At 66.8% G+C, this 26,781-nt stretch carries 25 protein-coding genes; 15 read left to right on the top strand and 10 right to left on the bottom strand.

Annotated elements, in window-relative coordinates:
- Positions 1-673 precede the first annotated feature (673 nt).
- The 7 genes from ACP153_RS21445 to ACP153_RS21415 all read left to right on the top strand — a co-directional run bounded on the left by ACP153_RS21445 (position 674) and on the right by ACP153_RS21415 (position 8,719).
- The gene (locus ACP153_RS21445) at positions 674-2,485 is read left to right on the top strand and encodes an SH3 domain-containing protein (protein WP_424973057.1); all 1,812 of its coding nucleotides are present in this window, start codon (positions 674-676) and stop codon (positions 2,483-2,485) included.
- A gap of 123 nt (positions 2,486-2,608) precedes the next feature.
- Positions 2,609-4,351 carry a serine hydrolase gene (locus ACP153_RS21440; RefSeq protein WP_424973056.1) on the top strand — a complete coding sequence of 581 codons (1,743 nt, stop codon included), beginning with the start codon at positions 2,609-2,611 and terminating at the stop codon, positions 4,349-4,351.
- Between the two features lie 38 nt (positions 4,352-4,389).
- Positions 4,390-4,761 (top strand): glycine zipper family protein, encoded by a 372-nt coding sequence (locus ACP153_RS21435; protein WP_424973055.1) that lies wholly within the window; start codon positions 4,390-4,392, stop codon positions 4,759-4,761.
- Positions 4,745-5,845 (top strand): serine hydrolase domain-containing protein, encoded by a 1,101-nt coding sequence (locus ACP153_RS21430; protein WP_424973054.1) that lies wholly within the window; start codon positions 4,745-4,747, stop codon positions 5,843-5,845. The genes ACP153_RS21435 and ACP153_RS21430 overlap by 17 nt, the downstream gene beginning before the upstream one ends.
- The gene (locus ACP153_RS21425) at positions 5,842-6,507 is read left to right on the top strand and encodes a hypothetical protein (RefSeq protein ID WP_424973053.1); all 666 of its coding nucleotides are present in this window, start codon (positions 5,842-5,844) and stop codon (positions 6,505-6,507) included. The genes ACP153_RS21430 and ACP153_RS21425 overlap by 4 nt, the downstream gene beginning before the upstream one ends.
- A gap of 37 nt (positions 6,508-6,544) precedes the next feature.
- Entirely contained in the window at positions 6,545-7,756 is a 1,212-nt protein-coding gene (locus tag ACP153_RS21420; RefSeq protein WP_424973052.1) for a helix-turn-helix domain-containing protein, read from the top strand.
- Positions 7,757-7,918: 162 nt separating this feature from the next.
- Positions 7,919-8,719, top strand: coding sequence for an endonuclease/exonuclease/phosphatase family protein (locus ACP153_RS21415; protein ID WP_424973051.1), 801 nt, complete (start codon positions 7,919-7,921; stop codon positions 8,717-8,719).
- Here ACP153_RS21415 and queF read toward each other — a convergent pair.
- From queF to ACP153_RS21395, 4 genes are all read right to left on the bottom strand, one after another.
- Complete coding sequence (gene queF / locus ACP153_RS21410) at positions 8,716-9,189, bottom strand: preQ(1) synthase (RefSeq protein WP_424973050.1); 474 nt, start codon at positions 9,187-9,189, stop codon at positions 8,716-8,718. The two genes, ACP153_RS21415 and queF, sit on opposite strands and share 4 nt — an antisense overlap.
- Before the next feature lie 63 nt (positions 9,190-9,252).
- Positions 9,253-11,463 carry a PAS-domain containing protein gene (locus ACP153_RS21405; RefSeq protein WP_424973049.1) on the bottom strand — a complete coding sequence of 737 codons (2,211 nt, stop codon included), beginning with the start codon at positions 11,461-11,463 and terminating at the stop codon, positions 9,253-9,255.
- A gap of 128 nt (positions 11,464-11,591) precedes the next feature.
- On the bottom strand, positions 11,592-12,794 hold the full coding sequence (locus tag ACP153_RS21400; RefSeq protein ID WP_424973048.1) for a winged helix-turn-helix domain-containing protein: 1,203 nt from the start codon (positions 12,792-12,794) through the stop codon (positions 11,592-11,594).
- A gap of 51 nt (positions 12,795-12,845) precedes the next feature.
- Positions 12,846-13,547, bottom strand: coding sequence for a response regulator (locus ACP153_RS21395; protein WP_424973047.1), 702 nt, complete (start codon positions 13,545-13,547; stop codon positions 12,846-12,848).
- Positions 13,548-13,925: 378 nt separating this feature from the next.
- On the opposite strand from ACP153_RS21395, the gene ACP153_RS21390 reads away from it, so the two are divergent.
- From ACP153_RS21390 to ACP153_RS21380, 3 genes are all read left to right on the top strand, one after another.
- On the top strand, positions 13,926-14,261 hold the full coding sequence (locus ACP153_RS21390; RefSeq protein WP_424973046.1) for a hypothetical protein: 336 nt from the start codon (positions 13,926-13,928) through the stop codon (positions 14,259-14,261).
- Positions 14,262-14,360: 99 nt separating this feature from the next.
- Entirely contained in the window at positions 14,361-15,074 is a 714-nt protein-coding gene (locus tag ACP153_RS21385; protein ID WP_424973045.1) for a hypothetical protein, read from the top strand.
- 160 nt (positions 15,075-15,234) lie between these two features.
- Positions 15,235-15,456 carry a tautomerase family protein gene (locus ACP153_RS21380; protein WP_424973044.1) on the top strand — a complete coding sequence of 74 codons (222 nt, stop codon included), beginning with the start codon at positions 15,235-15,237 and terminating at the stop codon, positions 15,454-15,456.
- A 67-nt stretch (positions 15,457-15,523) separates the two neighbouring features.
- On the opposite strand, the gene ACP153_RS21375 is transcribed toward ACP153_RS21380, so the two are convergent.
- Entirely contained in the window at positions 15,524-17,026 is a 1,503-nt protein-coding gene (locus ACP153_RS21375) for a winged helix-turn-helix domain-containing protein (protein ID WP_424973043.1), read from the bottom strand.
- Between the two features lie 220 nt (positions 17,027-17,246).
- Here ACP153_RS21375 and ACP153_RS21370 point away from each other — a divergent pair, with 220 nt between their 5' ends.
- Together ACP153_RS21370 and ACP153_RS21365 are read left to right on the top strand one after the other, a co-directional pair.
- Positions 17,247-18,134, top strand: a complete 888-nt coding sequence (locus ACP153_RS21370; RefSeq protein ID WP_424973042.1) for a class I SAM-dependent methyltransferase — start codon at positions 17,247-17,249, stop codon at positions 18,132-18,134.
- A 154-nt stretch (positions 18,135-18,288) separates the two neighbouring features.
- Positions 18,289-19,095, top strand: a complete 807-nt coding sequence (locus tag ACP153_RS21365) for a VPLPA-CTERM sorting domain-containing protein (RefSeq protein WP_424973041.1) — start codon at positions 18,289-18,291, stop codon at positions 19,093-19,095.
- A gap of 163 nt (positions 19,096-19,258) precedes the next feature.
- On the opposite strand, the gene ACP153_RS21360 is transcribed toward ACP153_RS21365, so the two are convergent.
- The 3 genes from ACP153_RS21360 to ACP153_RS21350 all read right to left on the bottom strand — a co-directional run bounded on the left by ACP153_RS21360 (position 19,259) and on the right by ACP153_RS21350 (position 20,700).
- Positions 19,259-19,645, bottom strand: coding sequence for a type II toxin-antitoxin system VapC family toxin (locus tag ACP153_RS21360; RefSeq protein ID WP_424973040.1), 387 nt, complete (start codon positions 19,643-19,645; stop codon positions 19,259-19,261).
- Positions 19,642-19,872 carry a type II toxin-antitoxin system Phd/YefM family antitoxin gene (locus ACP153_RS21355; protein ID WP_424973039.1) on the bottom strand — a complete coding sequence of 77 codons (231 nt, stop codon included), beginning with the start codon at positions 19,870-19,872 and terminating at the stop codon, positions 19,642-19,644. Before ACP153_RS21355 ends, ACP153_RS21360 begins: the two co-directional genes overlap by 4 nt.
- 123 nt (positions 19,873-19,995) lie before the next feature.
- The gene (locus ACP153_RS21350) at positions 19,996-20,700 is read right to left on the bottom strand and encodes a GntR family transcriptional regulator (RefSeq protein ID WP_424973038.1); all 705 of its coding nucleotides are present in this window, start codon (positions 20,698-20,700) and stop codon (positions 19,996-19,998) included.
- A gap of 346 nt (positions 20,701-21,046) precedes the next feature.
- Here ACP153_RS21350 and ACP153_RS21345 point away from each other — a divergent pair, with 346 nt between their 5' ends.
- Positions 21,047-22,108, top strand: a complete 1,062-nt coding sequence (locus ACP153_RS21345; RefSeq protein WP_424973037.1) for a hypothetical protein — start codon at positions 21,047-21,049, stop codon at positions 22,106-22,108.
- Between the two features lie 238 nt (positions 22,109-22,346).
- Here the strand turns inward: ACP153_RS21345 and ACP153_RS21340 are convergent, their stop codons facing one another.
- Both ACP153_RS21340 and ACP153_RS21335 read right to left on the bottom strand, forming a co-directional pair.
- The gene (locus tag ACP153_RS21340) at positions 22,347-23,471 is read right to left on the bottom strand and encodes a ParB/RepB/Spo0J family partition protein (RefSeq protein ID WP_424973036.1); all 1,125 of its coding nucleotides are present in this window, start codon (positions 23,469-23,471) and stop codon (positions 22,347-22,349) included.
- Entirely contained in the window at positions 23,468-24,772 is a 1,305-nt protein-coding gene (locus tag ACP153_RS21335; protein ID WP_424973035.1) for an AAA family ATPase, read from the bottom strand. Before ACP153_RS21335 ends, ACP153_RS21340 begins: the two co-directional genes overlap by 4 nt.
- A gap of 468 nt (positions 24,773-25,240) precedes the next feature.
- Here ACP153_RS21335 and ACP153_RS21330 point away from each other — a divergent pair, with 468 nt between their 5' ends.
- A complete protein-coding gene (locus tag ACP153_RS21330; RefSeq protein ID WP_424973034.1) occupies positions 25,241-25,921 on the top strand; it encodes a DnaA N-terminal domain-containing protein in 681 nt (226 codons plus the stop codon).
- Between the two features lie 556 nt (positions 25,922-26,477).
- Complete coding sequence (locus ACP153_RS21325) at positions 26,478-26,777, top strand: VPLPA-CTERM sorting domain-containing protein (RefSeq protein ID WP_424973033.1); 300 nt, start codon at positions 26,478-26,480, stop codon at positions 26,775-26,777.
- Positions 26,778-26,781 lie beyond the last annotated feature (4 nt).

Genomic DNA, 26,781 nt, shown 5'->3' with positions numbered 1-26,781 from the left:
GTGGATGCCCTGTCGGGCGAGAGCGTGGACGGCTGGGGCCTGACCGGCGAGATCCGATTCCAGTTCTGAGCAGGCCAATTTGCGTGCCCGCACAGCACTAAATTCACATAATTCCGATTACAGGGGGTGGCGCCAGGGGCGCGCAGCAGGCGCCCAAACACCCAGAGACGCCACTCACCTGTCCTGAAGCCGCGCTTTGCGCGCCTCCAGATCCGCACGGGTCGTGGTCAACCTCTGATCCCTCGACGGTTCCGGCGAAGCGACGGGCTGAGAGGCCTGTTTCTGCCGCTCACCCCCTGCGCAAGGCACCACCATACCTTAAAGAGCAAACTGGCCACGATAGGCACGGCGAAGCGAAGCAAGAGCGCCACGCCGACAGCTGAGACCGTAAAATCCATGCACGCGATGCCAGCAGCCACAGACGGGGTTTCAAGCGCGCAAGACCCGTCGCAGCACCGCCAAACCCTCCCAAGAGCGCAAAGCCGAGCGGGCCTAGGGCGCGCGGCCTTCCCGTTCCACACCTCCCAAGCCCCTCTGCGCAGGTCATAATCAACGATCCATCCGGTGAATTCCGAACTGTGGAAAGCATTTCTCTATCTTTTCCCGCCTAGGCTCCTTACCCATGACAGACCCGGTGCTGCCCCGCGCCCTTGCTCGAATGGATCCCCCGCCCGTGCCCAAGATTTTACTCTCTCTCGCGCTCTGCTTTCTGACGACTTTGGGCGGCGCGCTCCGGGCCGAGCCGGTTTTTGTCCAGATTGCCGAACCCTCCGCCGAGGGTTATCTCGCGGCCGGCCCCTCGATCGCCTTGCGGGCGGAGCCGACCGCCCGGGGGCGGGTGATCGCCAAGCTTTGGGAGCATCAGGAGCTCTGGGCCATGGAGCGCAGCAATGCCTGGACCCGGGTGGAGACCGGCGATGGCCAGCTGGGCTTTGTGCAAAACGACCGGCTAACGCGGACGCGACCTGCCCCGGCCCCCGTGGTCGATTTCATCAATCCCGAGCGGCGCGCGGTCTTTCTGCGCGACGCGCCCAGCAGCACCGCCCTGCCGGTGATAGGCATGTCGGTCCCGGGAGAGGCGGTGTTTCAGGTCCTCGCCAAGCATCAATCCTGGATCCTCGTGCGCGCGGAAGACGGTGTGGTGGGCTGGCTGCCATCGAAGCACACGAAATTCGCGCTCGACTCGGCGCGTTTCACCCTGCGCGGCGCGACCGTGATGAAACCGCGCCGGGATCTGCTCAATACCGGCGATCAGGTCTGGCTCGGTGCGTTTCACAGCAAGAGCAACAGACAAGTGACCCGGTTCGAGATCGAAGAGGCGCTGACCGCCGCCCTCGGCGGGGCTCCGAATGGCGACCAGATCGGCGGGCTCGACCTGATCGAACTGGAAGATGGCAACCTCGTCTATGGCCCGCTCAGCCCCGTCGAGGCGCAGCAGCTCCTGAGCGATCCGGCGTTTCGCGACGCGTTCAAGTTTCGCCCCCTGGACTATCCCGGCGCGACCCTCGCCAAACCGCATCGGGGACAGGCCCGCAACCTGGACCGGTTCGGCACGCCGCAGGGGATGGATCCGGCCTATCCGATCTATGACTTCCGCGACGGCTGCAGCTTTGCCAGCGCCCGGGCCGAAGAAGGCGGCCACCTTAACAGCGCGACCTCCGTGCTGACCGTGGGGGAGGAGGTGATGTCCTGGGGGGATCTGATGAGCACGATCTGCCGCTCCTTCAAGGCGGCCGACCAGCATCCGGCCCATATCACCCTGCTCGACGCGGATCGCACCTCGCCGCTGGCCCTGCGCCTCGGCCAGGCGGTGATCGGCTACAAGATCGAAAGCGCGGAATGCGTCTATACCTACAGGCTCGACATGAAGGGTCTGCGCGCCCGGACCAAGCAAACCGCAACGCCCACATCTGACGGGGCGGCCTGTCCGGTCGTGCTCCAGGACCTGCGCCAGGTCCGGATCGACCGGCTGCGGAGCGAGGCCTCTCACGCGCTCGAAGCGGTGCTGAGCGGCACGCGCCAAGGGGCGCTCCGGCTCGCGCGGAACGGCGAGGTCCTGCACGGCACCTATGCCTTTGACCACCGGGTGGCGCTTCTGCCCCGCGATCGCGCGGATCCGTCCTTCGCGGCGGCCTGCCGGGTGGGGATCGACATCACCCGCGTGCCGCGATCGCGCACAACCCGGCTGGCGGAGGGGGTGATCGGACGCAACAACACCAACCAGATCGTCTACGAATTTGACCTCTACGGGGATGTGGTCACCCCCGCGGTGGTGGGCGACACGTTCAACCTCGTGGGCACCCGTAAGAGCATCCGCCGGACCTTCACGCGGAACCGGGGCGATGGCCCGCCCCTGAGCTCGTTTGAAAAGATCCGCGCCGAATTCCCGTTCCTCGAAGAGCGCTTCGCCAACATGGCCAAGGAGACCTGGAAGCGTCTCGCGCGATTCTGCGCCACGGCCCCCCCCACGCGCCCCGCCGACTGACCGGACCCACCACGCCAGACGTCCGAACCCATTGGCGCGGACGTCCGGACGCGCTGGATCCGTCGCACCCCCCTGAAAACACGGTCATATGCCGCTCCAGATGTTTTCTGGAAAGGCTCCCACATGACTGTTTTCAACCCTGCCGCCCTGACCGCCACCCCCGACGCGGTCGCCCAGGCCCTCACCCTCAACGGCGCGCCCGCCGCCCTGCTCAGCATCACCGATGGTGCGCGCAGCGCCCATGGAGCGAGCGGCGCCTCGGACCTCACCACCGGGGTCCCGGCGCAAGCGGGGCAGACCTTCGAGGTCGGCTCCCAGACCAAGATGATCACCTCCACCATCCTCCTGAAGCTCGCAGAAGACGGGCTGGTGGATCTCGACGCGCCGATCGGGGACTACCTGCCCGCCGAGATGCTCGACGGCATCGCCAATGCGTCCGAGGCCACCCTGCGCGAAGCGCTCGCCATGCGCAGCGGCATCCCGAGCTACACCGACCAGGAGGACGCGGATGGCAACGAGCTCTTCGACATCATCACCTATGAAAACCCCGACACCCTGATCGGCACCGAGGTCGCGCTCGATCTGGTGCGCGGGGTGCCCGCCGCCTTCGCCCCGGGGGAAGGATATGAATACTCCAACACCGCCTATGCCCTGCTCGGCAAGGTGATCGAGAGCGTGACGGGCGAGAGCCTCGGCGACGTGATGGAGGCGCTGGTCTTCGCCCCCCTCGGCATGACCGACACCAAGCTCGACGATCACGGCACGGACCCGGCCCGGCTGTCGAGCTATCTGACGCTCGATGACGGTTTGCTCGACGTGACCTACGCCCTGCAGGAGCAGTTCGCCGAGGGCGGTGTGATCTCGACCACCGCCGATATGACCACCTTCCTGCAGGCGCTGCTGATCGACCAGACCCTGCTCTCCCCCGAAGCGCTGAGCCAGATGCTCGCCTTTGGCGACACCGATACGGATGGCATGGGTTTCGGCCTCGGCCTCGTGGTGCTGCAGGATGCGAGCTATGGCACGCTTCTGGGCTTTCCCGGCGGCACGCTCGGCACCGATAGCGCGACCTTTCTCCATCTCGAGAGCGGGCGCATCCTCTCTGCAGCCGTGACCACCACGGATCTCGATGCGGACGCGGTCGCCGGGATTGTCGCGGCGCTGGAGCTTGTGGCCGAGGATCCGGCCTGGGCCCCCGCCGATGGCGCGGATCCGTTGCAGATCCAAGGGGTCTCCGCCGCCGATCTGGAGGTGACCGAGACCGAGGACGGGGCCGAGATCGCCGCCGAGGGCGCCAGCCTGCGGATTGATGCGGATCTGGCGGATCTGGCCCGCGAGGATCTGGTTTTCGAGGATGGCTCGATCCTGCTCACCGGCAGCGCGGACCAGGACCGGATGGTCCTGCGCAAGAGCGACGCGGCCTACGCCGCCGATAACCAGCTCATCGGGCTGGAGGGTGATGACCGCCTGCGCGCAGGCGCGGGCGACGACACGCTGCTCGGCGGGGAGGGGCAGGACCGGCTCAAGGGGCTCGACGGCGATGACCGGCTCCATGGCGGGGCGGGCGATGATCGGCTCAAGGCCGGGGCGGGCGCGGATGTCCTGATCGGCGGGGCGGGCGATGACCGCATGGTCGGCGGCGCGGGTGCAGATGTCTTCGTCTTCGGCGACAGCACCGGCAATGGCGTGGTCGAGATCGACCGCATTCGCGACTTCAACGCGGCCGAGGACGCCCTCTTTCTCGGCGGGGCCGAGATCGCCGAAATCGACGAGCGGCAAAACCACATCGTCTTCACCCTCGAGGGCGATGGCGACCTGCTGATCGTCCAGGGCCTGAGCGACGCCGATGCGATCACCTTCCTCTAACCCTCTCATTTCTGTCAATATTCCCAAGGATACCTCCCATGAAACCTCTCTTCTCCTCCCTCTGTGCGCTCCCCCTGCTTGGCATGCTCGCGGCCTGTGGCGGCACCGGATCCGACTATGTCCCGATCAGTGATGGCGCCCGCGCGCCCGGCTTTGAGGCCGATCTCGCCGCCTGTCAGGAGGTCGCGCGGCAAAAGCCGCTGGTCGATGGCGAAACCCGCGAGGACGCGCTGATCGGTGCCACGATCGGGGCGCTGGCCGGGCTCGCCGAGGATGACGTCTCCGGCCTTGGCGGTGCGCTTGTGGGCGGGGCCGTGGGCGGCACCGCCGGGGCGCTCGAGCGGCGCGAGGACCGGGCCGAGATCGTCACCGCCTGCATGAAAGGGCGCGGCCATGCGGTCGTCGGTTGATCCGCGCGGGGTCGGCGCCGGGGGGCTTGGATGGCTGGCCCGACTCTGGCCCGGTCGTGCGTCCGCAGGGATCGACCCGGTTCAGAGGGCGGTCACCAAGGCCGCCGCGACCCCGGCTGTGCCGGGCGTGATCCTGCGGCGCGAAACCGCCCGCGGCGGCCAAAGCTGGACCGCCGGGCGCCTGCGCCGGGATGGGGGCCCGTCCCTGCGCCCGGGCACCCCGTTTCACAGCGCCAGCCTCGGCAAGCTCTTCACGGCCACAGCCGTGCTGCAACAGGCCGAGCGCGGGGCGCTCGGGCTCGACGACCCGGTGATTGCCCATCTGGGCGCCGCCACCCTGCGCGGGCTGGCCGGAGCCGCAGCCCCGTCGATCACCCTGCGCCACTTGCTCGCCCATCGCGGCGGCCTGCCCGTGCTCGACAGCGATCCGCGCTTTCAAAGCGCCGTGCTCGACGCGCCCGCCCGGATCTGGACCCCCGAGGACCTGCTGGAGGCCGCGCGTGGCCTGCCCCCTTCGGGCCATCCCGGTGGGCAGAGCACCTATAGCTCCACCAATTACCACCTGCTGGGGCTGGTGCTGGAGCGGGTCACGGGCACCGCCTATCCTCGCCTGATCTGGGACGAGATCCTGACACCCCTCGGGCTCAGCCGCACCTGGCACAGCGCCGCCGAATGGCCCGCCGCGCGGGGGGCGCAGCTCCCGGTGCTGCACCATTACGCCGGCGCGCTGGATCTGACCGACCACCACCCGAGCTTCGAGTTTGCAGATGGCGGCTTTGTCTCCACCGCCGCGGATCTCACCCGGTTCGCCCGGCTGCTGGCCCAGGGCGCGCCCTTTGCCGATCCGCGCAGCTGGACGCAGATGATCGAGGCCGACACCCCGCGCCCGGACGGGCTGCACCAGGCCCTCGGCCCCATGGTCGCCTGGCAGGGCGGCGCGCCGCGCGCAGCGCTCCATGGCGGGTTCTGGGGGCTGGGCCTCAAGATGGACATCGCGGGGGACTGGGCCTGCATCGCCGCCACTGGCCAGGCCGAGCACGACCCCTGGCCCCTGATCACCCGCGCCGAGGAGGCCGCCCGATGAGCCCCCGCCGCACCGCCGGGCTGGGCGCGCTCCTCGTTGCGGCGGCCTATCTCACGGGGATCGGCTTCGTGCTGGGCCCGCTCGCACCGCTTGGTCTTGGCACCGGGGCCATGGACGGGGCCGCCGTGCTGCGCCTTGCAGAGCAGACCCCCTGGCTCCTGCCCCTCTGGATGAGCGTGATCTACGACCTGAGCGCGCTCGGCACCGCCCTGATGGGGCTTGCCCTCGCGCGCCTTCTCGCCCGGGACCTGCCCCCGCTGGCCCTCGCCTCGGGCGCGGTGGCGCTCCTCTGGACCGGCATGACGCTGGCCAGCGGCATGGTCGCCCGGGCCGGGCTCGCGGAACTCGCCGCTCTCGCCCCGGACGATCTGCCCCGCGCGCTGGAGACCTGGCGGATGCTGCATCTGATCGAGACCGCGCTGTCGGGCCGGACCGAAGCGCTTGGCGGGCTCTGGATCGGGCTCGCGAGCCTTGCGGGCGTCCGGATCGGCGCACTCTCGGGGGTGGCCAGCCTGCTCGGGGCCGGGGTCGCGCTGGCGGGGGTCGCGACCTACCTGCCCTCCCTGTCGCAGGGCGGCGGGATGGTCTTCGGCCTCGGGGCTATCCTATGGTGTGGCTGGGCGGGCCTGGAATGGATCCTGCCGCGCCCAGATGAGACGTAACGAACCCTGAAGAACCCCAGCACCGGATGAGCCCCCCGTGACCGAGAGCGACATCGCCGATCTGATGTGGAGCAGCGCCGCTCTCGGGGTGGCGCTCTGCGCCGTCTGCGCCGTGCTGGCCCGGCGAATCCGGACGCCCGGCCCGGCGCTCTATCTCGATGCGGTGGCCGTGTTTCTCGCCGTGCAGGTCACGGATATGGCCGATGATCTGGTCTTTGGCCCGCCGATCCACGCGCCGCTCTGGGCCTATGGCTGGCAGGATGTGCTGCTGCCGCTCTTCATGATTTCCCTGTGGTTCTTCGTGCGCGGGCTGACCGAGCCTGCCCTGCGCCTGCGCAAGCGCGATGCCTGGCACCTGCTGCCCTTGGGGCTCGGGCTGGTCTTCATGCTGCCCTTCCTGATGCTGCCCGGGCCGGTGCGCTTCGGGCTCTATGTGGACACGGATCTGTCGCAGAGCCGCGCGCTCTGGGCCGAGCTTGGCGTGCTGGCCTTCTGGGTGGGCTGGATCGGGCTCCTGATCGGCTATGGGTTTGCCTGCGCCCGCCGCCTGACCCGGCACAAACGCACGATCCGGGCGTTGTTTTCCGATCTGAGCGGCAAGTCGCTCTGGTGGCTGGACGCGCTGGTGGCGATGATCCTCGCCCTCGCCTGGGTGGTGATCGCCGATGAGGTGCTGATCCTCGCCTTTGATGCGGGCTTTCTCGAAGGGGCGGCCGAGGGTGTCCATGAAATCCTGCTGGGGCTGGTCATTGGTCTCTTCGGGATCCAGGCCAGTCCGCCCCTGCCCGACTGGTCCGCCGAGGTCGTGGCCGAGGAGACCGCCCCGCCCGCCAAGTCCGACACTGTGGCGCCGGGCCGCTATGCGCGTTCCGGTCTCGGGCCCGAGGATCTCGCCCGGCTCGCCACCCGGCTGCAGGATCGCATGGGGGCCGGCAGGCTCTGGGAGGATCCGATGCTGAACCTCAAATCCCTGTCGGAGGCCGCGGCGATCCCGCCCATGCATCTCTCGGAGGTGCTGAATACAGAGATCGGCCTGAGCTTTTTCGACTATATCAACGGGCTGCGGATCGAGGCGGCCTGCACCCTTCTGGGGGAGAGCGATCTGGGTGTGCTCGAGATCAGCGAAGCGGTGGGCTATAATTCAAAATCCACCTTCAACGCGAATTTCAAGCGGATCACCGGCCAGACCCCCACGGAATGGCGCCGGGCTCTGCGCGCCCTGGCCACGCCGTCCGGGCCCCCGGGATAGAACGGGGGGCGTGGGCCCGCACGCGGCCCCACGCGGACCCGCGCCGCCCCTCGGTTGGTCTGTGGGAGGCACCGGACAAGGCCTGCCCGCGCCCCCGCCCCCTTGCGGGTCCGGGCACAACCCGCGAGGTTTGGCCCAAGGGCAGCAAAACGGGGATGCACCATGCGGATCATGTGTCTGAACGGCTGGGGCGGGACGCTCCATGAGCGGCTCCTGCCCTATCTGGCCGAGACCGCGCCCGAGATCCTCTGCCTGCAGGAGGTCGTGCACAGCCCCGCCACCGACAAGGCGCGGCTGACCTATCGCGATGGCGCCCATATCCTTCCCCAGCGCGCCAATCTCTTTGCCGAGATCTGCCGCGCCCTGCCCGCCCATCAGGCGGTCTTCTGTCCCGCCGCCCAAGGCGTGCTCTGGGATGGAGAGACCGCGATCCCCTCTCAATGGGGGCTGGCCACCTTCATCCATCGCGATCTGCCGGTGATCGGGCAGGTGCAGGGGTTCGTCCACAAGGATTACGACCCGGATGGCTATGGCGAGCACCCGCGCTCGCGCAGCGCCCATGGGGTCCGGGTCCATGACGCCGCCCTGGGGCGCCCGGTCAGCGTCACCCATATGCATGGGCTCCGCGATCTGCGGGGCAAGATGGACACGCCGGAGCGCGCGGCCCAGGCCCGGCGCCTGCTGGATCTGTCTGCGCAGCTGACCCGGCCCGGGGACCTCTCGGTGATCTGCGGGGATTTCAATGTGGAGCCCGCGAGCGACACGCTCCGCCAGATCGCGGAGGCGGGCTATACCGAACTGGTCACCACGGGCGGGCATCCCGGCACCCGCAGCAGCCACTACACCAAACCCGGGCGGTTTGCCGATTACATGGCGATCTCAACGCCCGACGCAGTGCGAGGCTTTGAGGTGGTGACCGACCCGGAGGTCTCGGATCACTGCCCGCTGGTGCTGACCCTCTAGCCGCGCCCGCGATAGGGCGGCACGCCCTGATCGGGAATCCAGACATCCTGCGGCATGGCGCCGGTCTGCCAGAAGACATCGATCGGGATGCCCCCGCGCGGATACCAGTAGCCGCCGATCCGCAGCCATTTCGGGTCGAGGAAATCGACCAGACGGCGGGCAATCGAGATCGTGCAATCCTCGTGAAACGCCCCGTGATTGCGGAACGCCCCGAGGAACAGCTTCAGGGATTTCGATTCCACCAGATAGGGCCCCGGCACATAATCGATCACCAGATGGGCGAAATCCGGCTGGCCCGTCATCGGGCAGAGCGAGGTAAACTCCGGCGCTGTGAAGCGCACGCAATAGTCGATATCGGCCTGCGGGTTCGCAACCCGCTCCAGCTCCGCCTCCTCGGGGGAGGTCGGCAGCTTCGTCTCGCCGCCCAACTGGGTCAGGCCGCTGTAAATCGTTTCCACTTGGCTCTCCATCGCTGACGGCCCGCAGATACACGGCCCCCTTCGCGCGATGCAAGCAGGATCCGGCCCGCGCGCCTACTCGGCCATGGGCAAGCGGATCTCGAAGCGCGCCCCACCCAGATCGCTGTCATCGATGGTGATCGTGCCGTCATGGCTGGTGATGATCCGGTGACAAAGTGCCAGGCCCATCCCGGTCCCCTCTCCGACCTCCTTGGTGGAAAAGAGCGGCTCGAAGACGCGGTTGCGCAGGGCCGCCGGAATGCCCGGCCCGTTATCGGAAATCTCGACCACCGCCATCCCTTCCTCGGCATAGCTGCGCAGGCGCAAAACCCCGTCCGAGCCCGCCGCCTGCATGGCGTGCTGGGCATTGACGATGATGTTGTAGATCACCTGGATCAGCCGATCCGCATCCCCGGCAATGGGCGCAAGCGCCTCGTCAAAGAGGAGCTCGACATCCAAGGGCGCAGTCAGCCCGCTTTCGAAGACATCGAGCGCACTGGCCACGATCTCGTTCAAGCCACATGGGGTCCGCTCGAAGTCCCGCTCCTGGGCCATGTCGAGGAACATCTCCACGATCTTGGCGCTGCGGTTCGCGGCCTCGGCAATCCGGTCCACCCGCCGCTGCAGCACCGGATCGGCGATCTGATCCTCCAGCATCTGGGCATAGCCCACGATGATCGACAGCGGATTGTTCAGCTCATGGGCCACCCCGGCCAGCAGCTCCCCCAGGGCCGAGAGCCGCTCCTTCTGATGGGTGATCTCCCGCTGCCGGGCGAGCTCCGCCTCGATGGCGCGCTGCTCGGTGATGTCGATGAAAGAGACCAGAAACCCGTCGAGCCGCGTCTTGTGGCAGGAGGCCACCACATGGCGCCCGTCGCTGAAAGCCACATGAACGTCCTTTTGATAGCTCAGCACGGTCTCGCGCCAATAGGCGATGAACTCCTCCTCGCTGCGCCCCTCGGGCAGCACGAAAAGCCCCGCCGCGACCTGCTTGCGCGTGGCCTCCAGCACATGATCGCCCACATGGATGCGCGGCGCCCGGGCCGAAAAGATCTCGGCCCATTTCTCATTGCCAAAGGTGATGCGCAGATCCTTGTCGAACAGCACAACCCCGATATCGAGCGATTGCACCGCATCGGTCACAGCCGCCAGATTGCGCGTCTCCGCATCCTTGAGCGCGGTGACATCGGTCACCACGACAACACAGCCGCCATGCTCCACCCGGCCGCGCTCCACCAGGAATTGCTGCCCGGATTTGAACCGCACCTCAAAGGGTTTCAGGCTCTCGCGCTGCGCGATGATCGCGGCCCGGAACGCGGCCCCCAGATCCTCGGCCCGCGGGTCATTGTCCACCGAGACGAGCTGCGGCGTCAGATAGGCCATCCGCGCCTCCGCGGGCATGGCAATGAGATCCGCCGCCGTCAGCCCATAGGGCGCGGCAAAGGCATCGTTGCAATGGGTGAACTGGCCGCTCGCATCCTCGATGGCGACCCCCACGGGCAAGCGGCTCATGGCGCCCACGATCAGCTGCTCGGCCTTTCGGTCCTCGGTCACATCCTGCATCGTCAGAACCCGGCCCCCGAGCTCCGTTTCATAGACATTCCCCATCAGCGCCGAGCCATGGTTGTTCGGCACCGGGAAGTCCTTGGCATTGGTGTCGATGAGCTGGTCCATGGCATCCAGCAGATGCTCCTCGGGGCAGCCCTCCGGCAGCGGGAACAGCCCGGTGCGGATCGCATCCGTGTGGATCTGGCGCATGCTCCGCCCGGCAATGAGCAGCTCGTCCTTGGGGTCCCCATGGGCGCGGAATTTCTTGTTGGCAAAGACCAGCCGTTGCGCCTCATCGATCAGGGCGACACCGAAATTCACATTGTCGATCGCATCCGCAAAAAGCACCCGCGCATCCCGTTTGTCCGGCGACGGATCGGGGATTGGCGGGGTCAGCAGGGTCGCGCCCCCATCGCTCTGGGCATAGAGCTTGAGAACCAGATCCCCCTTGTCCGGCAAGGGCCGCTCGGCGATCAGCCCGGTCTCTCCCGCCGCCACGGCCTCGCGCAGCGCCGCGCCCAGCTGGGCCGCCTGCCCCGCACTGAGAAGGCCCAGCAACGCGGCCTCCAGGGTCTCGGGCGCCGCACGGTCTGGCATCGGGGCCCGGAAATGCCCATTGGCCATGACCAGACGCCCGGTCGGATCAAACCGCGCAAAGCCATGGTCGAGACAATCCAACGCCTCGGCCATGGGATCCTGGCTGACGGCGAAACCGGTCATCTCGGGCTGATCATCCATGGGTTGCCTCGCTATCTGGGGTCACCCCCGCGGTCCCAAGCCAAACATGGAAGCGCGCCGCAGGGAAAAGGGTTTTTGTATCAGTTGTGTCAGGCGGGCGCTTTCGGCGCGCGGGCCTGCAACGGGGCTCAGCCCGGCGCGCGCAGCCAATCCTCGGCGCAGACCACCTCTTCGACCCCGGCCAGATGGCGCACGCGCCCCAGCTCCGCCATCAGCCCCTCGGTCCGCGCCCGCCCCATGCGCACCCCGCGCTCGGGCCAGAAGGCGCGCAGCGCAAGCCTCTGGCCGGTCCGCTTGGCATCGAGCCGCCCGATCAGGCGATCCCCCTGCATCACCGGGAAAACATAGTAGCCATAGCGGCGCTTGGCCTCGGGCACGAAGATCTCGATCCGGTAGTGGAACCCGAACAACCGCTCCGCCCGCGCCCGGTCCCGCAGGGCCGGATCGAAGGGCGACAGAAGGCGCACCCGCCCCGAGGGCTCCGGCAGATCCGCCGCCGCATCGAGCGCGGCCTCGGTGGTGAAGCTGCGCCGGCGGCTGCCATCGGCCATCTCGATCTCCACCTCGCAGATCCGCCCGGCGGCCAGCGCCTCGGCGCACCAGGCCTTCGCTTCGTCCCGAGTGACGATCTCGAAAAAAGCGGCCAGTTCCCCGCTGGTGGCAAAGCCGAGCCGGGCGAGCGCGGCGGACATGGCCCAATCCACGATCTCCGCAGTCGAGAGCTGCACCCCGCGCAACTGCGACGGGATCACCCGTTCGGCCAGGTCATAGTATTTCCGGAACCCCTGCCGGTGGCAGATCGCCAGATCCCCCGAACGCCAGAGGAACTCCAACGCGGTCTTGGACGGGTGCCAGTCCCACCAACCGGTGGAACCCCGCGCCTCTCCCTCGCCCACATCCCGCGAGCAGAGCGCGCCGCGATCCGCCACGTGGCGCAGGATCTTGTCGAGCTCTTCGGCCCAGCCCTCCCGGCGCACCTCGCTCCAGCGGCTGCGCATCCGGGCCGCGTCCCGTTCGAATTTCAGCCGCCACATGGGGTAGAAGTCCATGGGGATGACCGAGGCGTCATGGGTCCAATGCTCGAACCCCGTCCGGTGCCGCGCGACCAACTGCTCCAGCGCCCGGGGCCGGTACTGTCCCCGACGCGACCACAGGATCAGATCATGGGCCCGGGCAAGGGTGTTGACGCTGTCCACCTGCACAAAGCCCAGATCCGTGAGCACGGTGTCGAGATCCGCGCCCCGCCCCGGCCCCGCGCCCGGGCGCAGCAGGAGATGACGGTCGAGAAAGAGACGCCGCGCACGGCGGTTGTCGAGCAGGGGGAGGGTCATGACCGGGATCTTGCCCGCGCCTGTGCGGCGGGTCCACCACCCGGCGCCGTGTCAGTCGAAAATATAGCCGATGCCGCGCACGGTCCGGATCGTCTGGGGCTTGGCCGGGTTGACCTCGATCTTGCGCCGCAGCCGCGACACCCGCAGGTCGATCGAGCGGTCAAACGGCTCCCAGCCGCGCTTGTGGGCGCCTTCGAGGATCTGGTCCCGGCTGAGCGCCCGGCCCTTGTTCTCGAGGAAAAGCTGCAGCAGGTCGAACTCCATGGCCGTGATCGGGATCTCCTCGCCCTCGGGCCCGAAGAGCCGCGCACTGCTCAGATCCACCCGGCACTGTCCGAAGGGCACGGTGCCCGTGGCCCGGCTCGGCGGGCTGGCCGGCGCCTGCTGGCGCCGCAGGGCCGCCTTGATCCGCGCTTCGAGCTCGCGCAGATCCACGGGCTTTCCCAGATAATCATCGGCCCCCATCTCGAGCCCGACAATCCGGTCCACCACATCCCGCGCCGCGGTCAGCATGATCACGGGCACCGAGGAATAGACCCGCATCTCGCGCAGGGCCGAGAGCCCGTCCTGCCCCGGCATGTTGATGTCCAGCAGCACCAGATCCGGCGCGTCCCGCTTCAGGCTCGCGGACATCTCATTGGCATTGGCCGCCTCGAGGATCTCGAACCCGCGCTCGGTCAGATACTCCGCCACCATCTCGCGCAGGCGCGGCTCGTCATCACAAAGCAGGATCTTGGAGGGCGCCTCGCTCATGACCAGCGCTTTCGGCCCGCCAAAGCGGGGCCAGCCAGACCGGAGGTTTCGCGTCTCTGCACCATCATCCTCATCACACTCGACTTGCGGCCCGCCCCTGGGCGGACCCGGGGAAGCGCCCCGTCTCACCCTTCAAGTGAACCACAAAAGCCCCCCTGCGCGAGAGGGCCTGATTTGTATCATTTGTGTCAAGTGTAGCGGCTTTGACGCGCCCGGGACACAACAGTTACCGCCCGGAACATCGAAGAGAAAAGCGACACGCCTAAACCCGGGGCACGGCCCAGTTGGCCAGATTATCTGCACAGAGCGCCCGGATCACCGCCCAAAGGGCCCCGGCCTCTGCGCAACCCATTGTAGTAGAGAAAGAGTGACACGCCAGTGACCGGATATATCACAATTGACGACATCGACGGCGAGGGCACAGCCCCGACCGGCCCGAATACCGACTTCGACGCAGCGGAGGGCCGCGGGCCGATGACCGCAGCGCTCCTGTTGCCCGCCGTGCAACAGCTTGCCCTGGACCATTTCGAGTTCAACGAAGCCGCAGGCCACCCGTTCTGCGTCGACCCCGACCCCGCAATGGCGCGCGAGCATATCCTGCTCGCATCGGAGCATATCGTGCCGGAGCCGCCCGCCATCTTCGGTGAACCCATTATCGCCGAGATCCGGGCCACCCTCTTCGAGACCGGGCCCATGGAAGACGCCCTGTTCTGACCCGAACCGATCTGACCCATGCCCGTGGCCCCCAGGGGCCAGGGCGCCCTTTTCCCTTTTGCATATCGGGCGGCCCAAGGACCGCCACAAGGAGATCCCATGACCCGTTTTTCCCTGCTCGGCGCCGCGGTGCTCGCGCTTTTGCCGATGGCCGCCGCAGCCGCGCCGGTCTTTTATGACAACCGCACCGAGTTCACCGATGCCGAAGCCCCCAATGGCAGCGAGAATTTCGAAGCCGAGACCCCGGGCACCAGCTTCGAGAACATGCCCCTCAATACCGGTTTCATGACCTTCACCGGCGGGCCGATCCCGATCTTTCCGGATCAGGGCGAGGCCAATATCATCGCGCCCGGCGGCTCCTGCTCGGACAATTCCGACCCCAATGGCAGCAATTATGTCTGCGCCTATGCGGATATCAATTCCAGCATGCGGGTCGATTTCGCCGCCCCCGTCACCGCCTGGGGCGCGGATTTCCGCGATATCGGCGATGGCAATCGCACCACCACGGTGGATTTCCTCGACAGCGATGAAGCAGTGATCGCAAGCTTCGAGTTCACCAACAAAGGCGAAGGCCAGGCCTTCTTTTTTGGCGCGGCCCTGGGCGATGCCTCGGCCATGAGCCTCGTCTTCCGGGCCACGGACCCCGCGCAGGACGTGACCGACCTTTACGGCTTCGACAATGTGCTCTTCACCGTGCCGCGCGACGTGCCGCCGATCCCGCCCGTGCCGCTGCCCGCCTCCTTCGTGCTCCTGCTGAGCGCGCTGGCCGGTGGTGCCGGGGCCTCCCGACTGCGCCGCAAGCAGGCCTGCTGAGCCCGCCCAAGGGTCGCGGCGGCCCCGGAGATTCCGGTCTCCGCGCCCTCCACATGTTTTCTCCACGCCCTCCTCAAGCAGGGGGGCGCGCGGTCCTTTAGACCCAGCTTACCGGCCGGGACGCGGTGTTCCGGCCACCAAGCCAAAAAGGACCAAACACATGCCTCTCGTTGATATCCAAGTGATCGAAGGTGTCTTCAGCGCGGACGAAAAGAAAGAAATGATCGAGAAAGTGACCGACACGCTGGTCGCGATCGAAGGCGAAGCCCTGCGCGGCGTGACCTGGGTGCGGGTCATCGATGTGCCCGGCGGGCAATGGGGGATCGGGGGTCAGGCCCTGGCCGCCAAGGACGTCAAGGCGCTGCAACAGGCCGCGGCCTGATCCGTGTCCCCGGGTTCGGGGCGGGCACCCTCCCTGCCCGTCCTAACCCTCGGCGGCGCACCCGGGATCAGGCCTCGACCGGATCCATGGCGGCCCGGGCCGCCTCCACCCCTGCCCAAAGCGGCACGCGCAGATCCGGCCCCACAAAATAGCCCACCTCTTCCTCGGTGAGCTCGGGATGCACGCGCAACAGCTCCGCGATCATCCGCGACAGCCCCTCCGCATCCTGCATCGCCGCCCGGATCGCCGCCGCCGCCAGCCGCGACAGGTAATTCCGGTCATCCCGGGACATGGCACTCTCCGCAGTCTGCACCGCGGCCTCGATCCGCCCGCAGGCCATCTCGGTCATGGCCAGCAGAGCCTCCCACACGGCCAGACGACTGTCCGCCGGGCTGATCGCGATCCCCTCGCGCAGCTTTTCCGAGGCCTCTTCGAAGGCCCCCCGCATCAAGAGCGCCGCGCCGATCGCCGTGAGCGCATGGCCATTGCTGTCATTGAGCTGGGCCGAGCGGTAGAGGATCGGCAGCCCCCGGTCGAGCTGCCCCGCATCGCATAGCGCGCAACCCGCGATCCCGAGGACAAAGGAATCCTGCGTCTCGATCTCCAGCGCGGCCTCCGCATGGGTCTTGGCCAGTTCCAGCATCGCCGGATCGCGATTCGTGCCCACCCGGTGCGCCAGCGCCCGCAACAGCGCCGAATAGGCATGGGCCATGGCGTTCTGCCCGTCCTGGGCCAGCGCCTGATCCAGCAGGCCCCGCGCCTGTTTGAAGCTCGCCCGGTTCCAACCCCAGGTCGCCAGGGTGCCGATCGCCTCGATCACCATGGCCTGGGGGTCGCGCTCCGGGCCGGTGCCGGAGAACGTGTCGATCAGGGCCCGCATGAGCGCCGGTTCCAGCTGCGCCACGATCCGAAAGAGCAGCACCTCCCGCACCCCCTGGGTGCTGGCCAGATCAAAGCTGCGCGCCCATTGCTGATAGCCGCTCCCGGTATCCACGAGCCGTGCGTCGGCGAGGATCTCGCCTGCGCTTTCGGTCACCGAGACCTCCACCAGATGGGAGACCCCCTGCCCGGCCAGCGCCTCCAGATCGGTCTCCGCCCGGGTCGAGATCCGCAAAAGCGGCACCCGCGCCAGCACCGTCCGCAACCGGCTCGCCAGCAGGCGGGTCTGGGCCTCGGGCCAGCTGTCATCGGGCGAGGAGACGAGGATGGCCAGCGCCGGCTGCACGGGGATCTTCACCGGCTGGGCGGGCGTGGCCTGATGGGTGACCTCGGCGGCGAACTGGAAGCCGCGCCCGCGCAGGGTCTGGATATAGCGCTGCGCCTCTCCGGTATCTCCGAGCGCCTTGCGCACCATCTTGATCGCCGTCGAAACCGTGCTGTCGGAGACAAAGCGCCCCTCCCAGACCGCATCGATCAGATCATCCCGGGACAGGACCCGGCCCGGATTGCGCGCGAAATGCAGCAGCAGATCGAAGATCAGCGGCTCCATCGTGATGGGCGCGCCGTTTTTGGACAGCCCATAGGTCTGCAGATCGAGGCGGAAATCGTCGAAAAGGTAATGCTCGGCCATGGGCGCTCCCGGTCTCTGGGCCCGCGTCCTGTCGCGCGCCGCGGCCAGCCTAATCGCTCGCCCCGCCTGAGGAAAGCCGTCGCGCATCCCCATGCAATCCCCATGCCACGCTCAAGCACCCGCGCCCCGGCGCAGGCATAGATCCACCATCACCCCGAGCCGGGGCCTGCGGATCCCACGCGATCCGGCCGCGGCCCGCCCAATGACACAGGAGCTTGCCATGACCCAACACACCTCCATCGCCCTGCCCACCGAGGACAGCCCTCTCGTGCAGTTCTGGAACGACACCCTCGCCCCGAAATTCCAGCGCTACCGCCACATCCTCGTCGGAGGCCTCTCGCGCCACAGCGCCGCCGTGATGCCCGGCCTCGGCGTGCGCCCGGGAGACCGGATCCTCGATGTGGGCTGCGGCTTTGGCGACACGGCCATCGATCTTGCGCAACGCGTCCTGCCCGGCGGCGAGGTGCTGGGCATCGATTGCTGCGACGCCTTCATCGCCGAGGCCTGGCACGCCGCCGAACAGAGCTGGACCGAAAATGCCCGCTTCGCCCGGTGCGATGCGGAACTCGGTCTGGGCAACGGGCTCTATGACCTGGTCTTCGCACGCTTCGGCACGATGTTCTTCGCCAACCCGGTGCGCGGCCTGACCGCCATGCGCCAGGCGCTGAAACCCGGGGGCCGCGTTGTCCATATCGTCTGGCGCGACCGGGCCGACAATCCCTGGCTCGACGCCCCGGCCCGGCTGGTGCGCGAATACCTCCCCGCCCCCGGCCCCGATGCGGCCAGCTGCGGCCCCGGCCCCTTCTCCATGGCCGACCCCGCCACCACGCGCGCCCAGATGGAGGCCGCAGGCTTCACCGACATCACCTTCGAGCGGGTCGATGAAAAGGTCCTCGTTGGCCGCGACATCGCCGAAGCGATCGACTTCCAGTTCGCCCTGGGCCCCGCCGGAGAAACCATCCGCGAGGCAGGCCCCCTCGCCGAACGCCAGCGCCCCGCGATCGAGGCCGCCCTCGCCGCCCTCTTCCGGACCGCGGAAACCACGGCGGAGGGGATCTGGATGGACAGCTCCTCCTGGGTGATCCGGGCCCGCGCCCCGGGCGCCTGACCCCGCGCGGCACCGGGATCTTCACGAAACCCCCAAGCCATCCTCAAGTACCGGGGCGCCCCACCGCCTAGAGGAAGGGGCGCCCTAGCGCACCCCACCAGTTCGGCCCTGCCCCCTCCCTTCGGCAGGGCCCGTGATTACAAAGGAAAGACCCATGAACACGACACCCCTTCTGGCCATCTGCGCCGCCATCCTATTGCCCAACCTGGTCCAGGCGGCCACGGTCACCACCCTTGTGGAGGCCCGCTCCGTGACGGGCGACACCATCCAGGGCGAGGTGGTCAACGAAATGTCCAGCCAGGCGCCCCAATCCCTGAGCGCCAGCACCCCCAACGCCACGGCCACGGCCAACACGGATGTGGAGAACTGGGAATTCCAGCTCCGGTCCGATGTGGAACGCCCCTCCGGCGACCCGGCCAGCGAAGAATTCGCCCGTGCCCGCGCCGATATCACCCAGACCTTTGAAGTGGTGGGCACCGGCACCGTCTTCTTCGAGATGCAGATCGGCGCCGGCCTCTCGATCCTGTCCGATCGCGGGGATGCCACGGATCTGGCCCATGTCATCGCCGGGTTCGAGGCCAGCACCGCAACCTCGGAGATCTACGAGCGCGTCTCCAACCGCGACCCGGATGACTTCCTGTTCGAAGAACTGGACGCGGCCATCGGCGGCACCCTGACAGGCGAGATTGACGTGACCGACGGACAGATGCTGACCATCTCCGCCTTTGGTCTGGCCGATGCGGGCGACTTCCCCCTGGATGAGCTGACCCGCCTGCCCCAGAGCGCGTTTTTCGACGTGACCGCGATCTCCAACGGCACGCTCAGCTTCGTGGGCAAAGGTGTTGAACTGCTTCCGACGGATCTGGACGTGGCCCCGGTGCCGCTTCCGGCGAGCCTGCCGCTCCTCCTCGGGGGTCTGGGCGCGATGGTGGCCTATCGCCGCCGCGCAACCCGCGGCTGAGCCAGCGCCCACCGGGTGGGCGGGGACACTCACGGATCTGTGCCCTGCCCCTCAGGACCCTGCCCAGAAGCGCGCAAAGCGCCATGGCAGGGTCCACCTGCACCGCGTTCCAACCTCTGTCAAAGAGCCGCTTTTCGGACGGTTTGAGCCCTAGGCCCCAACCTCAGACCAGCACGGCCGGGCCGCCATAGGCCGCGACCTGTTTATCCGCCGTCAGCAGGATCATCCCCTCCGCCGTGGCCTGCAGCACCAGCATCCGGTCAAACGGATCCCCGTGCAGCGGCGGCAGCGTCCCCAGCCCAAGGCAGTGACGGCCGTCCATCGACATCTCCTGATAGCCATTGGCCAGCAATCCCGCCCGCAGCGGACCGGGATCCAGAGTGAAATCCGGACGCCCCAGGCCGCGCTTGATCGCGACCTCCCAGATCGAGACCGCGCTGAACCACAGGGTATTGGCCGGATCCTTGACGATCCGGTCGGCCTTGGCAGACATCATGTCCTCGCGCAGGGCCGCCCAGATCAGCAGATGCGTGTCGAGCAGGTAGTTCACCCTTCGAACATCTTGCGGATCTCCTCCGCGCCCATCCTGTCGAAATCCTCGGGGATCTCCGCATGCCCGGCCATGAAGCCCGTGCGCTTGGGCCCCTGCCCCTCCAGCGCGGTGACCTTGACCAGCGGCGTGCCCGCGCGCGCGATGACAAAGGGCTCCCCGCTCCGCGCAGCCTCGACCAGACGCGAGAGGTTCGATTTGGCATCATGCATATTGACGGTCTTCATCGGCAGTCTCCGAGTTAGCCCGATAAACTTAGTCCACTCAGCCCGTCACTTCAAGGCACCCGTTAAGACACCCGTTCTGAGGGCCTTCCCGGGCCGGTGGAAATCTGGCGAGAGAGGCGCGCCTCAGGACGGCGTAAAGAGGTCCGATGTCTCCATCAGCGCGTCACGGGACCAGTTGATATGCTCCGTCAAAGCCGCCCGAAAGGCTGGCAGGTCGTCCCGACGCAGGGCCTCGACGATGGTCTCATGGTGATGCACCGCCGTGTCCCAGACCCAATCGGCCAAGGGGAAGCGGCTGCGCGCGGCCATCGCGCAGACCTCCACCGGGTGGTACATCTTGATCAGCTGCGCATTGCCCGCGGCCTGCACCAGAAGCCGGTGAAACACCGTGTCCCCATCATGGCGCGCTTCGAACCCTTCGGGCTCCGAGGCCGGCGCCCGCATCCGCGCCAGCTCCCGGTCGAGATCCTGCACCAGGGTCGCACGCTGAAACGCATTGGCCATCTCCACCCCGCCCGTCTCCAGAAGGAGGCGCACCGCGAAAATCTCCCGCAGCTTGGCCTTGGTGAAACTGGTGACAAAGGTCCCGTGCTTGGGCCGCACGGTGACCAGATCCAGCGACATGAGCATCATCAGCGCCTCGCGCACGGGCGTGCGGCTCACCCCGCAGGCCTCTGCATAGGCGCTCTCGGAAATGCGCTGCCCAAACCCCAGGACACCACGGGTGATGTCCAGTCGGATCTTGTCGGCGATCATCTCGCGATCCGCAGAGCGGCGGGGTTCTTGCGCAGGCGTCCCGACCTGCGGCTGTGGGGTCTTCCGGGGCATGGACCACCCTAGGCTGAATCGCGTCCCTGATTCCATCCCAAAACCCTCCTTCCGCGCGCGGCGTTGACGGTGATTCTGGAAACAGAAAGCGCAGTGAAGCAAATACTGTTTCCATAAAGCGCCTGTATTCGAGCAGTACCGCTCATATGCACGGCACATATGCGCAAATACTCCTCTGTTATATACATCATCAAATTTGTTAAATATATATTAACCACTGCGCGCAGTCGGCGGGCGGTCGATTTCCGCCCAGTCCAGCGGGGGTCGCAGTGTTTCGGAGCGCCGCCATTCTGCAGCGCCCCCTTGTCAGTCCCCGTGCCACGCGGCGCGGGCGAGGAGGATCAAATTGTCTAGCGAATTGAAGATCAAAGAGGTTGGCGTCCATAAGGTCAGCGGCGCCAGCGGGAATGTCGGCGTGGTCGATCTCGGCGACCGGGGCAAGGAGTACCATATCGACCTCGACACCATCGACGCGCTTACCGTGCTCGATCACAAGCACAACGCCGATATGGGCGCGATCATGACCATTGGTCAGGACGGCAAGAACTTCCAGAAAAAGCAGCTCGGCCTGACCGACAACGAGACCGGCGCGCTCGACCCCGAACTCATCGCCCTGGTCACCCTCGCAGCCAGCGGCGAGAGCGAGACGGTCACCTTCGTCGATGCCGGGGACGGCTTTGTCAGCATCGCGGTGGAGGGCGATTGGTCCACGGATATCTTCCGCTTCGAGGGGGACCAACTCAACAAGCTGCTCGCGGATCTGGCGGATTTCCAGGCGGTCTGCGACGCGCTCGACAAGGGCGTGGACCTCAAGAACGGCAAGTCTGAAGTCGGGGTCTTCATCTTCGAGGATGACAAGGACAAGACCTTCCACGGCGATGACGGCAATGTGGACAGTGCCGCCGTCAAGGGCATCCTCGGGGGCAGCAAGCTCGAGCTCGACGAGGCGATCGAGTTGACCGAATACGCCCTGAGCGAGGCCGGACAGGCGGACTCGGGCATCACCATCGACTTCACGGGCTCCAGCGTGATCCTCGAGATCGAAGCCAACGGCGCGACCGTCGACACGCTGATCCTGAAGGGCGACGCCTATTTCGACGCCTTCAACGACAGCATCAACCTCAAGAACAGCGCCTCTCAGATCGGGCTGTTCGACTTCGACGAGAAGAACAACTTCTTCTCCGGGGATGACGGCAATGTGGACAGCGCCGCAGCAAAGGCGATCATCGGCGGCTCAAAGATCGATGCGGGTGAGGCCGATGAACTGGTGGCCCTCGCCCTCTCAGGCGACGACCCGGATGTGCGCTATCTGGGCGGGGATGACGACTCCGCGATCATCGCCATCGAGGCCTCCGGCACGTCGGTGGACACGCTCCTGATCACGGGCGACGCCTTCGATTTCGCCTGATCCATCACACCGTTCACACGCTCAGGGCTGCCCGATGGGTGGCCCTGCCCCCGTTGGATCAGGCCTCAGCTCCCACCTTCCCCGCGGGGAAGGTCGATGCCGATCCCAACAAAAAAAAGCCTTCCCCACGGGGAAGGTTTTTTTCTGCACGATGGTCAAAAGAGGCGGAGCGTCCGGGCGCCCCCTGCCCTATGTCCTCGGTCGCGCGGGTCACGGACCTTCCCCGCGGGGAAGGTTTTCAGTCCAGCTGATCCAGGAAGCGCTGCACGGCCAGCTCCAGCTTCCGGCGGTCCACGGCGGAGAAATCCCGCTCCATCCGGATCTCGATCCGGCCATTGGCGGCGGTGCATTTCGCCCGTCCATGGGGGCGCGTCATCTGGAAGGTGGTCTTGGCCTTGGAGCCTTGGGGCCCAGAGACCACAGCCTTCGCCGGCGGTTTGGAGGCAGGCTCAGGCAGCGCGCCCCCGTCCCCGCCCGCAAAGCGCCGGAGCACGTTGAGCTCTTCGACGATGGAGCGGTTTTCCCATGTCTTGAGCTCGGCGCGGATCGCCCCCGGCACCCCCTCCATCTCGTCAAACCGCGCGGCCAACCGCACCCCGAGCGCGCGCGGGATCTCGGCCGCGAATTGCAGGTCCTCGCCCAGCTCCCGCATCACCCGGATGAAGCTGCGGATATAGCTGCGCTTGGAGTAGCTGGCAGACCGAAAGAGCTCGGCCACGGCCTTGTTCGGGTCCTGCTCCTTGGTTTCGGGATCGGCGGCGTAGTTCAGGGCCAGCTGGGCCATCTCGGCAAAGGAGATGTCCTTGCGGACCATGTTCTCATCGACCATCCGACGGTAGAGCGCCTCCAGCGCGTCGCCCGTGGCCACGATGCCAGCGGGGATCGCGCCCCAGCGCTCGGCATCCCCGGTTTCCTCCAGAAGCGCGCGATAGGCCTGGATCCGGCGAAAGCCCTGGATCAGCTCATAGCGGCCATCCTCGCGCGGCTCGACCTGGATCGGGTTCGACAGACCCAGATCCCGGATCGAGGCGACCAGCTCCGGCAGATACTCATCGGCGCCGGGCAGCCGGTCGCGCACGAGCTTGTAGGTCTCGATCTGATCCAGAGGGATCCGGTCCACCACGAGCCCGGCCTTTTTCAGGCGCACGAACTCATGGGCGAGCGTGTCGTTCTCGGCCCGGATCTGCGCCTCCAGCGCGGCACGGTCCCGGGCACTGTCCGAAGACTCGGCGATGGCAGACGCCATGGGGCCGCGCCGCGCAGGCACGCTCGGTTCGGAAACCTTCCCCGCGGGGAAGGTCGCCCCGGCGGCAGGGGCGTCGTCAGGCATGTCGATGTCAAACATCCGGCGCTTCTTGCTCATGACCTATCCTCCAGGTTCTCCCATGCGGCCAGCATATGGCCGCGAAACTCCGCATAGGCGGCGTCAAACGTGGCGCGGGCCCGGCGCCAGGTGCCCCGGGTCATCTCGCGATAGTCGATCTCGTAAACCGAAGAGAGGAAGCGCCCGGATTGTTCCACCGCGCGGGTCATCTCGATCGGGCTCTCGGCGACCCGGTCCCCGAACACCTTGCGGAAGGCGTCGAACATGGCCCGGTGCAGCTCGTTCCCGGGCTCGTAGCGGGTCATCAGGAAGCGGATATCCTGAAACACTTTCGGAAGGGTGACCTGACCGTGCGCGAAGCTGTCGGCGCCATGGGCGAGATCCTCCAGCGCTTCGGCGAGCTGGCCGATGAAGGAGGTCGTGCTGTCATACTCCCAATAGCCCGGGCCGGAGGGGATGTAGAGCATGTCGGCGGCGAAAACCGCGTTCATGGACTGGTAGCCGATAGCCGGCGGGCAGTCGAAGAGGATCATGTCATAGCTGTCATCGGGGATCTGATCGAGGAAGCGCGAGACGGCGGCGAAGAAGGACCATTCCGGGTTCAGGTGGCGGTACTGGGCCGAGGCGAACTCCACGAAGGCGGCATTGGCGCAGGAGGGGATGATGTCGATGGTCGGCCAGGCGGTGGGCTGGATGAAATCGCCCATGCGCAGGGCGTCGAGGCCGAGGTCGCGGATTGCGGCGGGGATCTGGCGCTGGGGCAGGGCGGTGCCGCTCTCGGCCCCGGCGGCGGAGGCGTTCATGCGGTCGGTCTCGTGGATCAGGTCGCGGGCCATGATGCCCCAGACCGTGTGATCCTCGACCACGTCGCTGAGCCCCATGGAGTGGCTGAGCGTCGCCTGAGGGTCGAAGTCGACCGCGAGAACCCGGTAGCCATCGAGCGCGGCCGCGTGCGCGAAGTGGAGCGCCACGGTGGATTTGCCCGCGCCGCCCTTGAAGTTGGCGATGGCCACGCGGATGGCGCGCTTGTTCGCCGGGCGCGGGGGCAGGAGGGTCTTGCGGTTGATCTTCATCCGGCGGCGCAGCTCGTTGATCTCGGCGAGGCTGAACCAGCGCTGGCGGCCATCCTCCTCCACTTCCCCGGAGGGAAGGTTCGGGTCCGCGGCGAGGCGGCCCCGGAAGGTGGATTGGTTGACCTTGAAGATGAGCTCCGAGACCTCCCAGCTGGAGAACCGGCGCAGGGTCTTGGTGTTCTCGGGCGAGAAGGTCTGCCGCCGGATCCAGCTCTGCATCTTGAGGGACTGGGCCTGAAGCCGGGCGAGATCCTCATGGGTATACATAGTGCGATACTCCGCGGACGTAGATTTTTGCCTTTTCTTCTTTTACGCCGAATTTGCAGAAGAGCAAAACACTTCCTAAGCTGAAAGTGCCTCTTCGGCGGGATGCGGGTTTTCTGTGGCAAATCAGGTGACTCGGCGCGAATCGGGGGCGGGGGCTTTGCACTGCGTGCTCTTGATCCGGGCGCCAGATATGGGGGGACATGCCGGGAAGCTCTCCCACCGATTGGGGGACATCTCGGGCCGATAAGGGGACAGACAGAATGTCCCCCAATACCAGTGATACCTTTTCTTTCTGGCAGAAAGGGTTTGGGGTCGGGTCCGTCCGGACAAAGCAGTTGACAGAATCGAAGTTGCGGACGCAAATAAGCCAAGCTGACGGAAAAGCGTTGAGATAAGCGGACCGCAGCCCCCGAGAGGCGTGAGCAGTCTTCGTCTCAGCATAGCAACGACACCCCGAAGGAGGGTGCGATGTCCCTGAAGGCTCCGGTCGGGCGCGCGGCGTCGGCCAGGAAATATGATCTGCTGTCTGCGATGATGGCGTTCGGTTTGTCGGCGGGCAAGCATGAACGCCTTTTGGTGATGCGGCTGATGGCGCTGATCACCACGCGGTACAATTGGCAGCGGGACGAGCTGGCCGTGGGGCAGCGGGAGATTGCGCGGCTGTGGTGCGTGGAAGAAAGGACGGTGAAGCGGGAGATGGCGAAGCTCCGCGCGAAGGACTGGGTCGTGGTCAAGCGGCACGGGGCCCGGGGGCGTGTCACGGTCCATGGCCTGAACCTCGCGCAGATCCTGCGCGACACGCGCCCGGCCTGGCCCCATATCGGCCCGGATTTCGAGGGGCGCATGAATGAGGGCACAAGCCCCGCGCCACAGAGCAATGTCGTCTCTTTGCATGGGGTTCCGGATGTCTCGCAGACCGGCGAGGTCTGGCCGGGGATCCAGGGCCTGCTGCGGGAGGCGCATCCCGCGCTCTTCACCGCGTGGTTCAGCAAGCTGGACGAGGTGGAGCTGCGGGAAGGGTGCCTGACCCTCGCCGCCGCTTCGCCCTTCGTGGCCACCACCGTGGCGCGGGATTATGGCGAGCACCTGCTGCAGGCGGCGCAAAGCGTGGATCGCAGCATCCGCAAGGTGGAGATCGCCCGCGCCTGAGCCCCGCGCCGGCTTGCGGCACCATAGGCCTCAGGAAACCCCGTCATCTGTGCCATGCCGATGCTGCCCCGATCACAGAACGGAGGAGGTCTCATGACCTTGCCTCAAAGGTCTTTGCAGGGGCTCTGTGCCGTGGGGATTTGTGTTGGACTATGCCTCGCGGCCAGCCCGGGGGGCAGGCCGCGACCACCACGGTGATCATCTTTGACACGCTTTACAATGAAAACTGGGCAGTGCTTTCCGGTGGGATCGCAAGAGGGGATCTCTTACCGCAATCCCGGCACCTGCGCGAGCAGCGACCACGCCGTCCTGCCCGGCGGCAAGACGGGTTTCCCGGGTCTTGTGCTCAGCGCCAGCGTGTCGGTTGAGGCGTTTGACCTTCTGGGCCTCAAGATCGTGAACAGTTTCCCCGAGGTGTTGGGCGTGCCCAAGGCCCTGCTGACCCCCGGGATCGATCCGACCACACTGGCGGGCTATGACTATATCCGGACCAATAACTCTTGGCGCCTGATCGAGATCGATAACCTTCATATGCGGGGGCTGCGCGGTCGCGACCTTGCCCACTGGCGATGCGCCCTTTGCCAGTGTGTTCGAGGAGATCGACCGGCTGGAGATCGCCGTGGTGCCGGGTTTTGGTCCCGCAACCGATTTCGGAATTCTGGGGGATGACAGCTTTTGGTACACCTGCCTTGATAGCTGCGGCAACCTCGTGATCGATAATGTCGCCCTGCGGATCACCCCTGCAGATCCCGTTGATCCGCCACCCGCGCCGATCCCGCTGCCGGCGGGCGGGCTACTGCTTCTTGGAGCGTTTGGCGGGCTTGGCCTTCTGCGCCGACGACGCAGGGCGCGATAGGCCC

The sequence above is a fragment of the Dinoroseobacter sp. S76 genome (assembly GCF_049801095.1).
Taxonomy (GTDB): domain Bacteria; phylum Pseudomonadota; class Alphaproteobacteria; order Rhodobacterales; family Rhodobacteraceae; genus Dinoroseobacter.
This window is presented reverse-complemented; position numbering and strand designations above follow the sequence as displayed.

Coding starts and splice junctions, on each gene's coding strand:
- ACP153_RS21330 (WP_424973034.1), top strand. CDS start 25,241: ATGTCCCTGAAGGCTCCGGTCGGGCGCGCGGCGTCGGCCAGGAAATAT.
- ACP153_RS21395 (WP_424973047.1), bottom strand. CDS start 13,547: ATGAGCGAGGCGCCCTCCAAGATCCTGCTTTGTGATGACGAGCCGCGC.
- ACP153_RS21375 (WP_424973043.1), bottom strand. CDS start 17,026: ATGGCCGAGCATTACCTTTTCGACGATTTCCGCCTCGATCTGCAGACC.
- ACP153_RS21415 (WP_424973051.1), top strand. CDS start 7,919: ATGCGGATCATGTGTCTGAACGGCTGGGGCGGGACGCTCCATGAGCGG.
- ACP153_RS21340 (WP_424973036.1), bottom strand. CDS start 23,471: ATGAGCAAGAAGCGCCGGATGTTTGACATCGACATGCCTGACGACGCC.
- ACP153_RS21365 (WP_424973041.1), top strand. CDS start 18,289: ATGAACACGACACCCCTTCTGGCCATCTGCGCCGCCATCCTATTGCCC.
- ACP153_RS21350 (WP_424973038.1), bottom strand. CDS start 20,700: ATGCCCCGGAAGACCCCACAGCCGCAGGTCGGGACGCCTGCGCAAGAA.
- ACP153_RS21425 (WP_424973053.1), top strand. CDS start 5,842: ATGAGCCCCCGCCGCACCGCCGGGCTGGGCGCGCTCCTCGTTGCGGCG.
- ACP153_RS21380 (WP_424973044.1), top strand. CDS start 15,235: ATGCCTCTCGTTGATATCCAAGTGATCGAAGGTGTCTTCAGCGCGGAC.
- queF (WP_424973050.1), bottom strand. CDS start 9,189: ATGGAGAGCCAAGTGGAAACGATTTACAGCGGCCTGACCCAGTTGGGC.
- ACP153_RS21355 (WP_424973039.1), bottom strand. CDS start 19,872: ATGAAGACCGTCAATATGCATGATGCCAAATCGAACCTCTCGCGTCTG.
- ACP153_RS21440 (WP_424973056.1), top strand. CDS start 2,609: ATGACTGTTTTCAACCCTGCCGCCCTGACCGCCACCCCCGACGCGGTC.
- ACP153_RS21400 (WP_424973048.1), bottom strand. CDS start 12,794: ATGACCCTCCCCCTGCTCGACAACCGCCGTGCGCGGCGTCTCTTTCTC.
- ACP153_RS21430 (WP_424973054.1), top strand. CDS start 4,745: ATGCGGTCGTCGGTTGATCCGCGCGGGGTCGGCGCCGGGGGGCTTGGA.
- ACP153_RS21405 (WP_424973049.1), bottom strand. CDS start 11,463: ATGGATGATCAGCCCGAGATGACCGGTTTCGCCGTCAGCCAGGATCCC.
- ACP153_RS21370 (WP_424973042.1), top strand. CDS start 17,247: ATGACCCAACACACCTCCATCGCCCTGCCCACCGAGGACAGCCCTCTC.
- ACP153_RS21335 (WP_424973035.1), bottom strand. CDS start 24,772: ATGTATACCCATGAGGATCTCGCCCGGCTTCAGGCCCAGTCCCTCAAG.
- ACP153_RS21385 (WP_424973045.1), top strand. CDS start 14,361: ATGACCCGTTTTTCCCTGCTCGGCGCCGCGGTGCTCGCGCTTTTGCCG.
- ACP153_RS21435 (WP_424973055.1), top strand. CDS start 4,390: ATGAAACCTCTCTTCTCCTCCCTCTGTGCGCTCCCCCTGCTTGGCATG.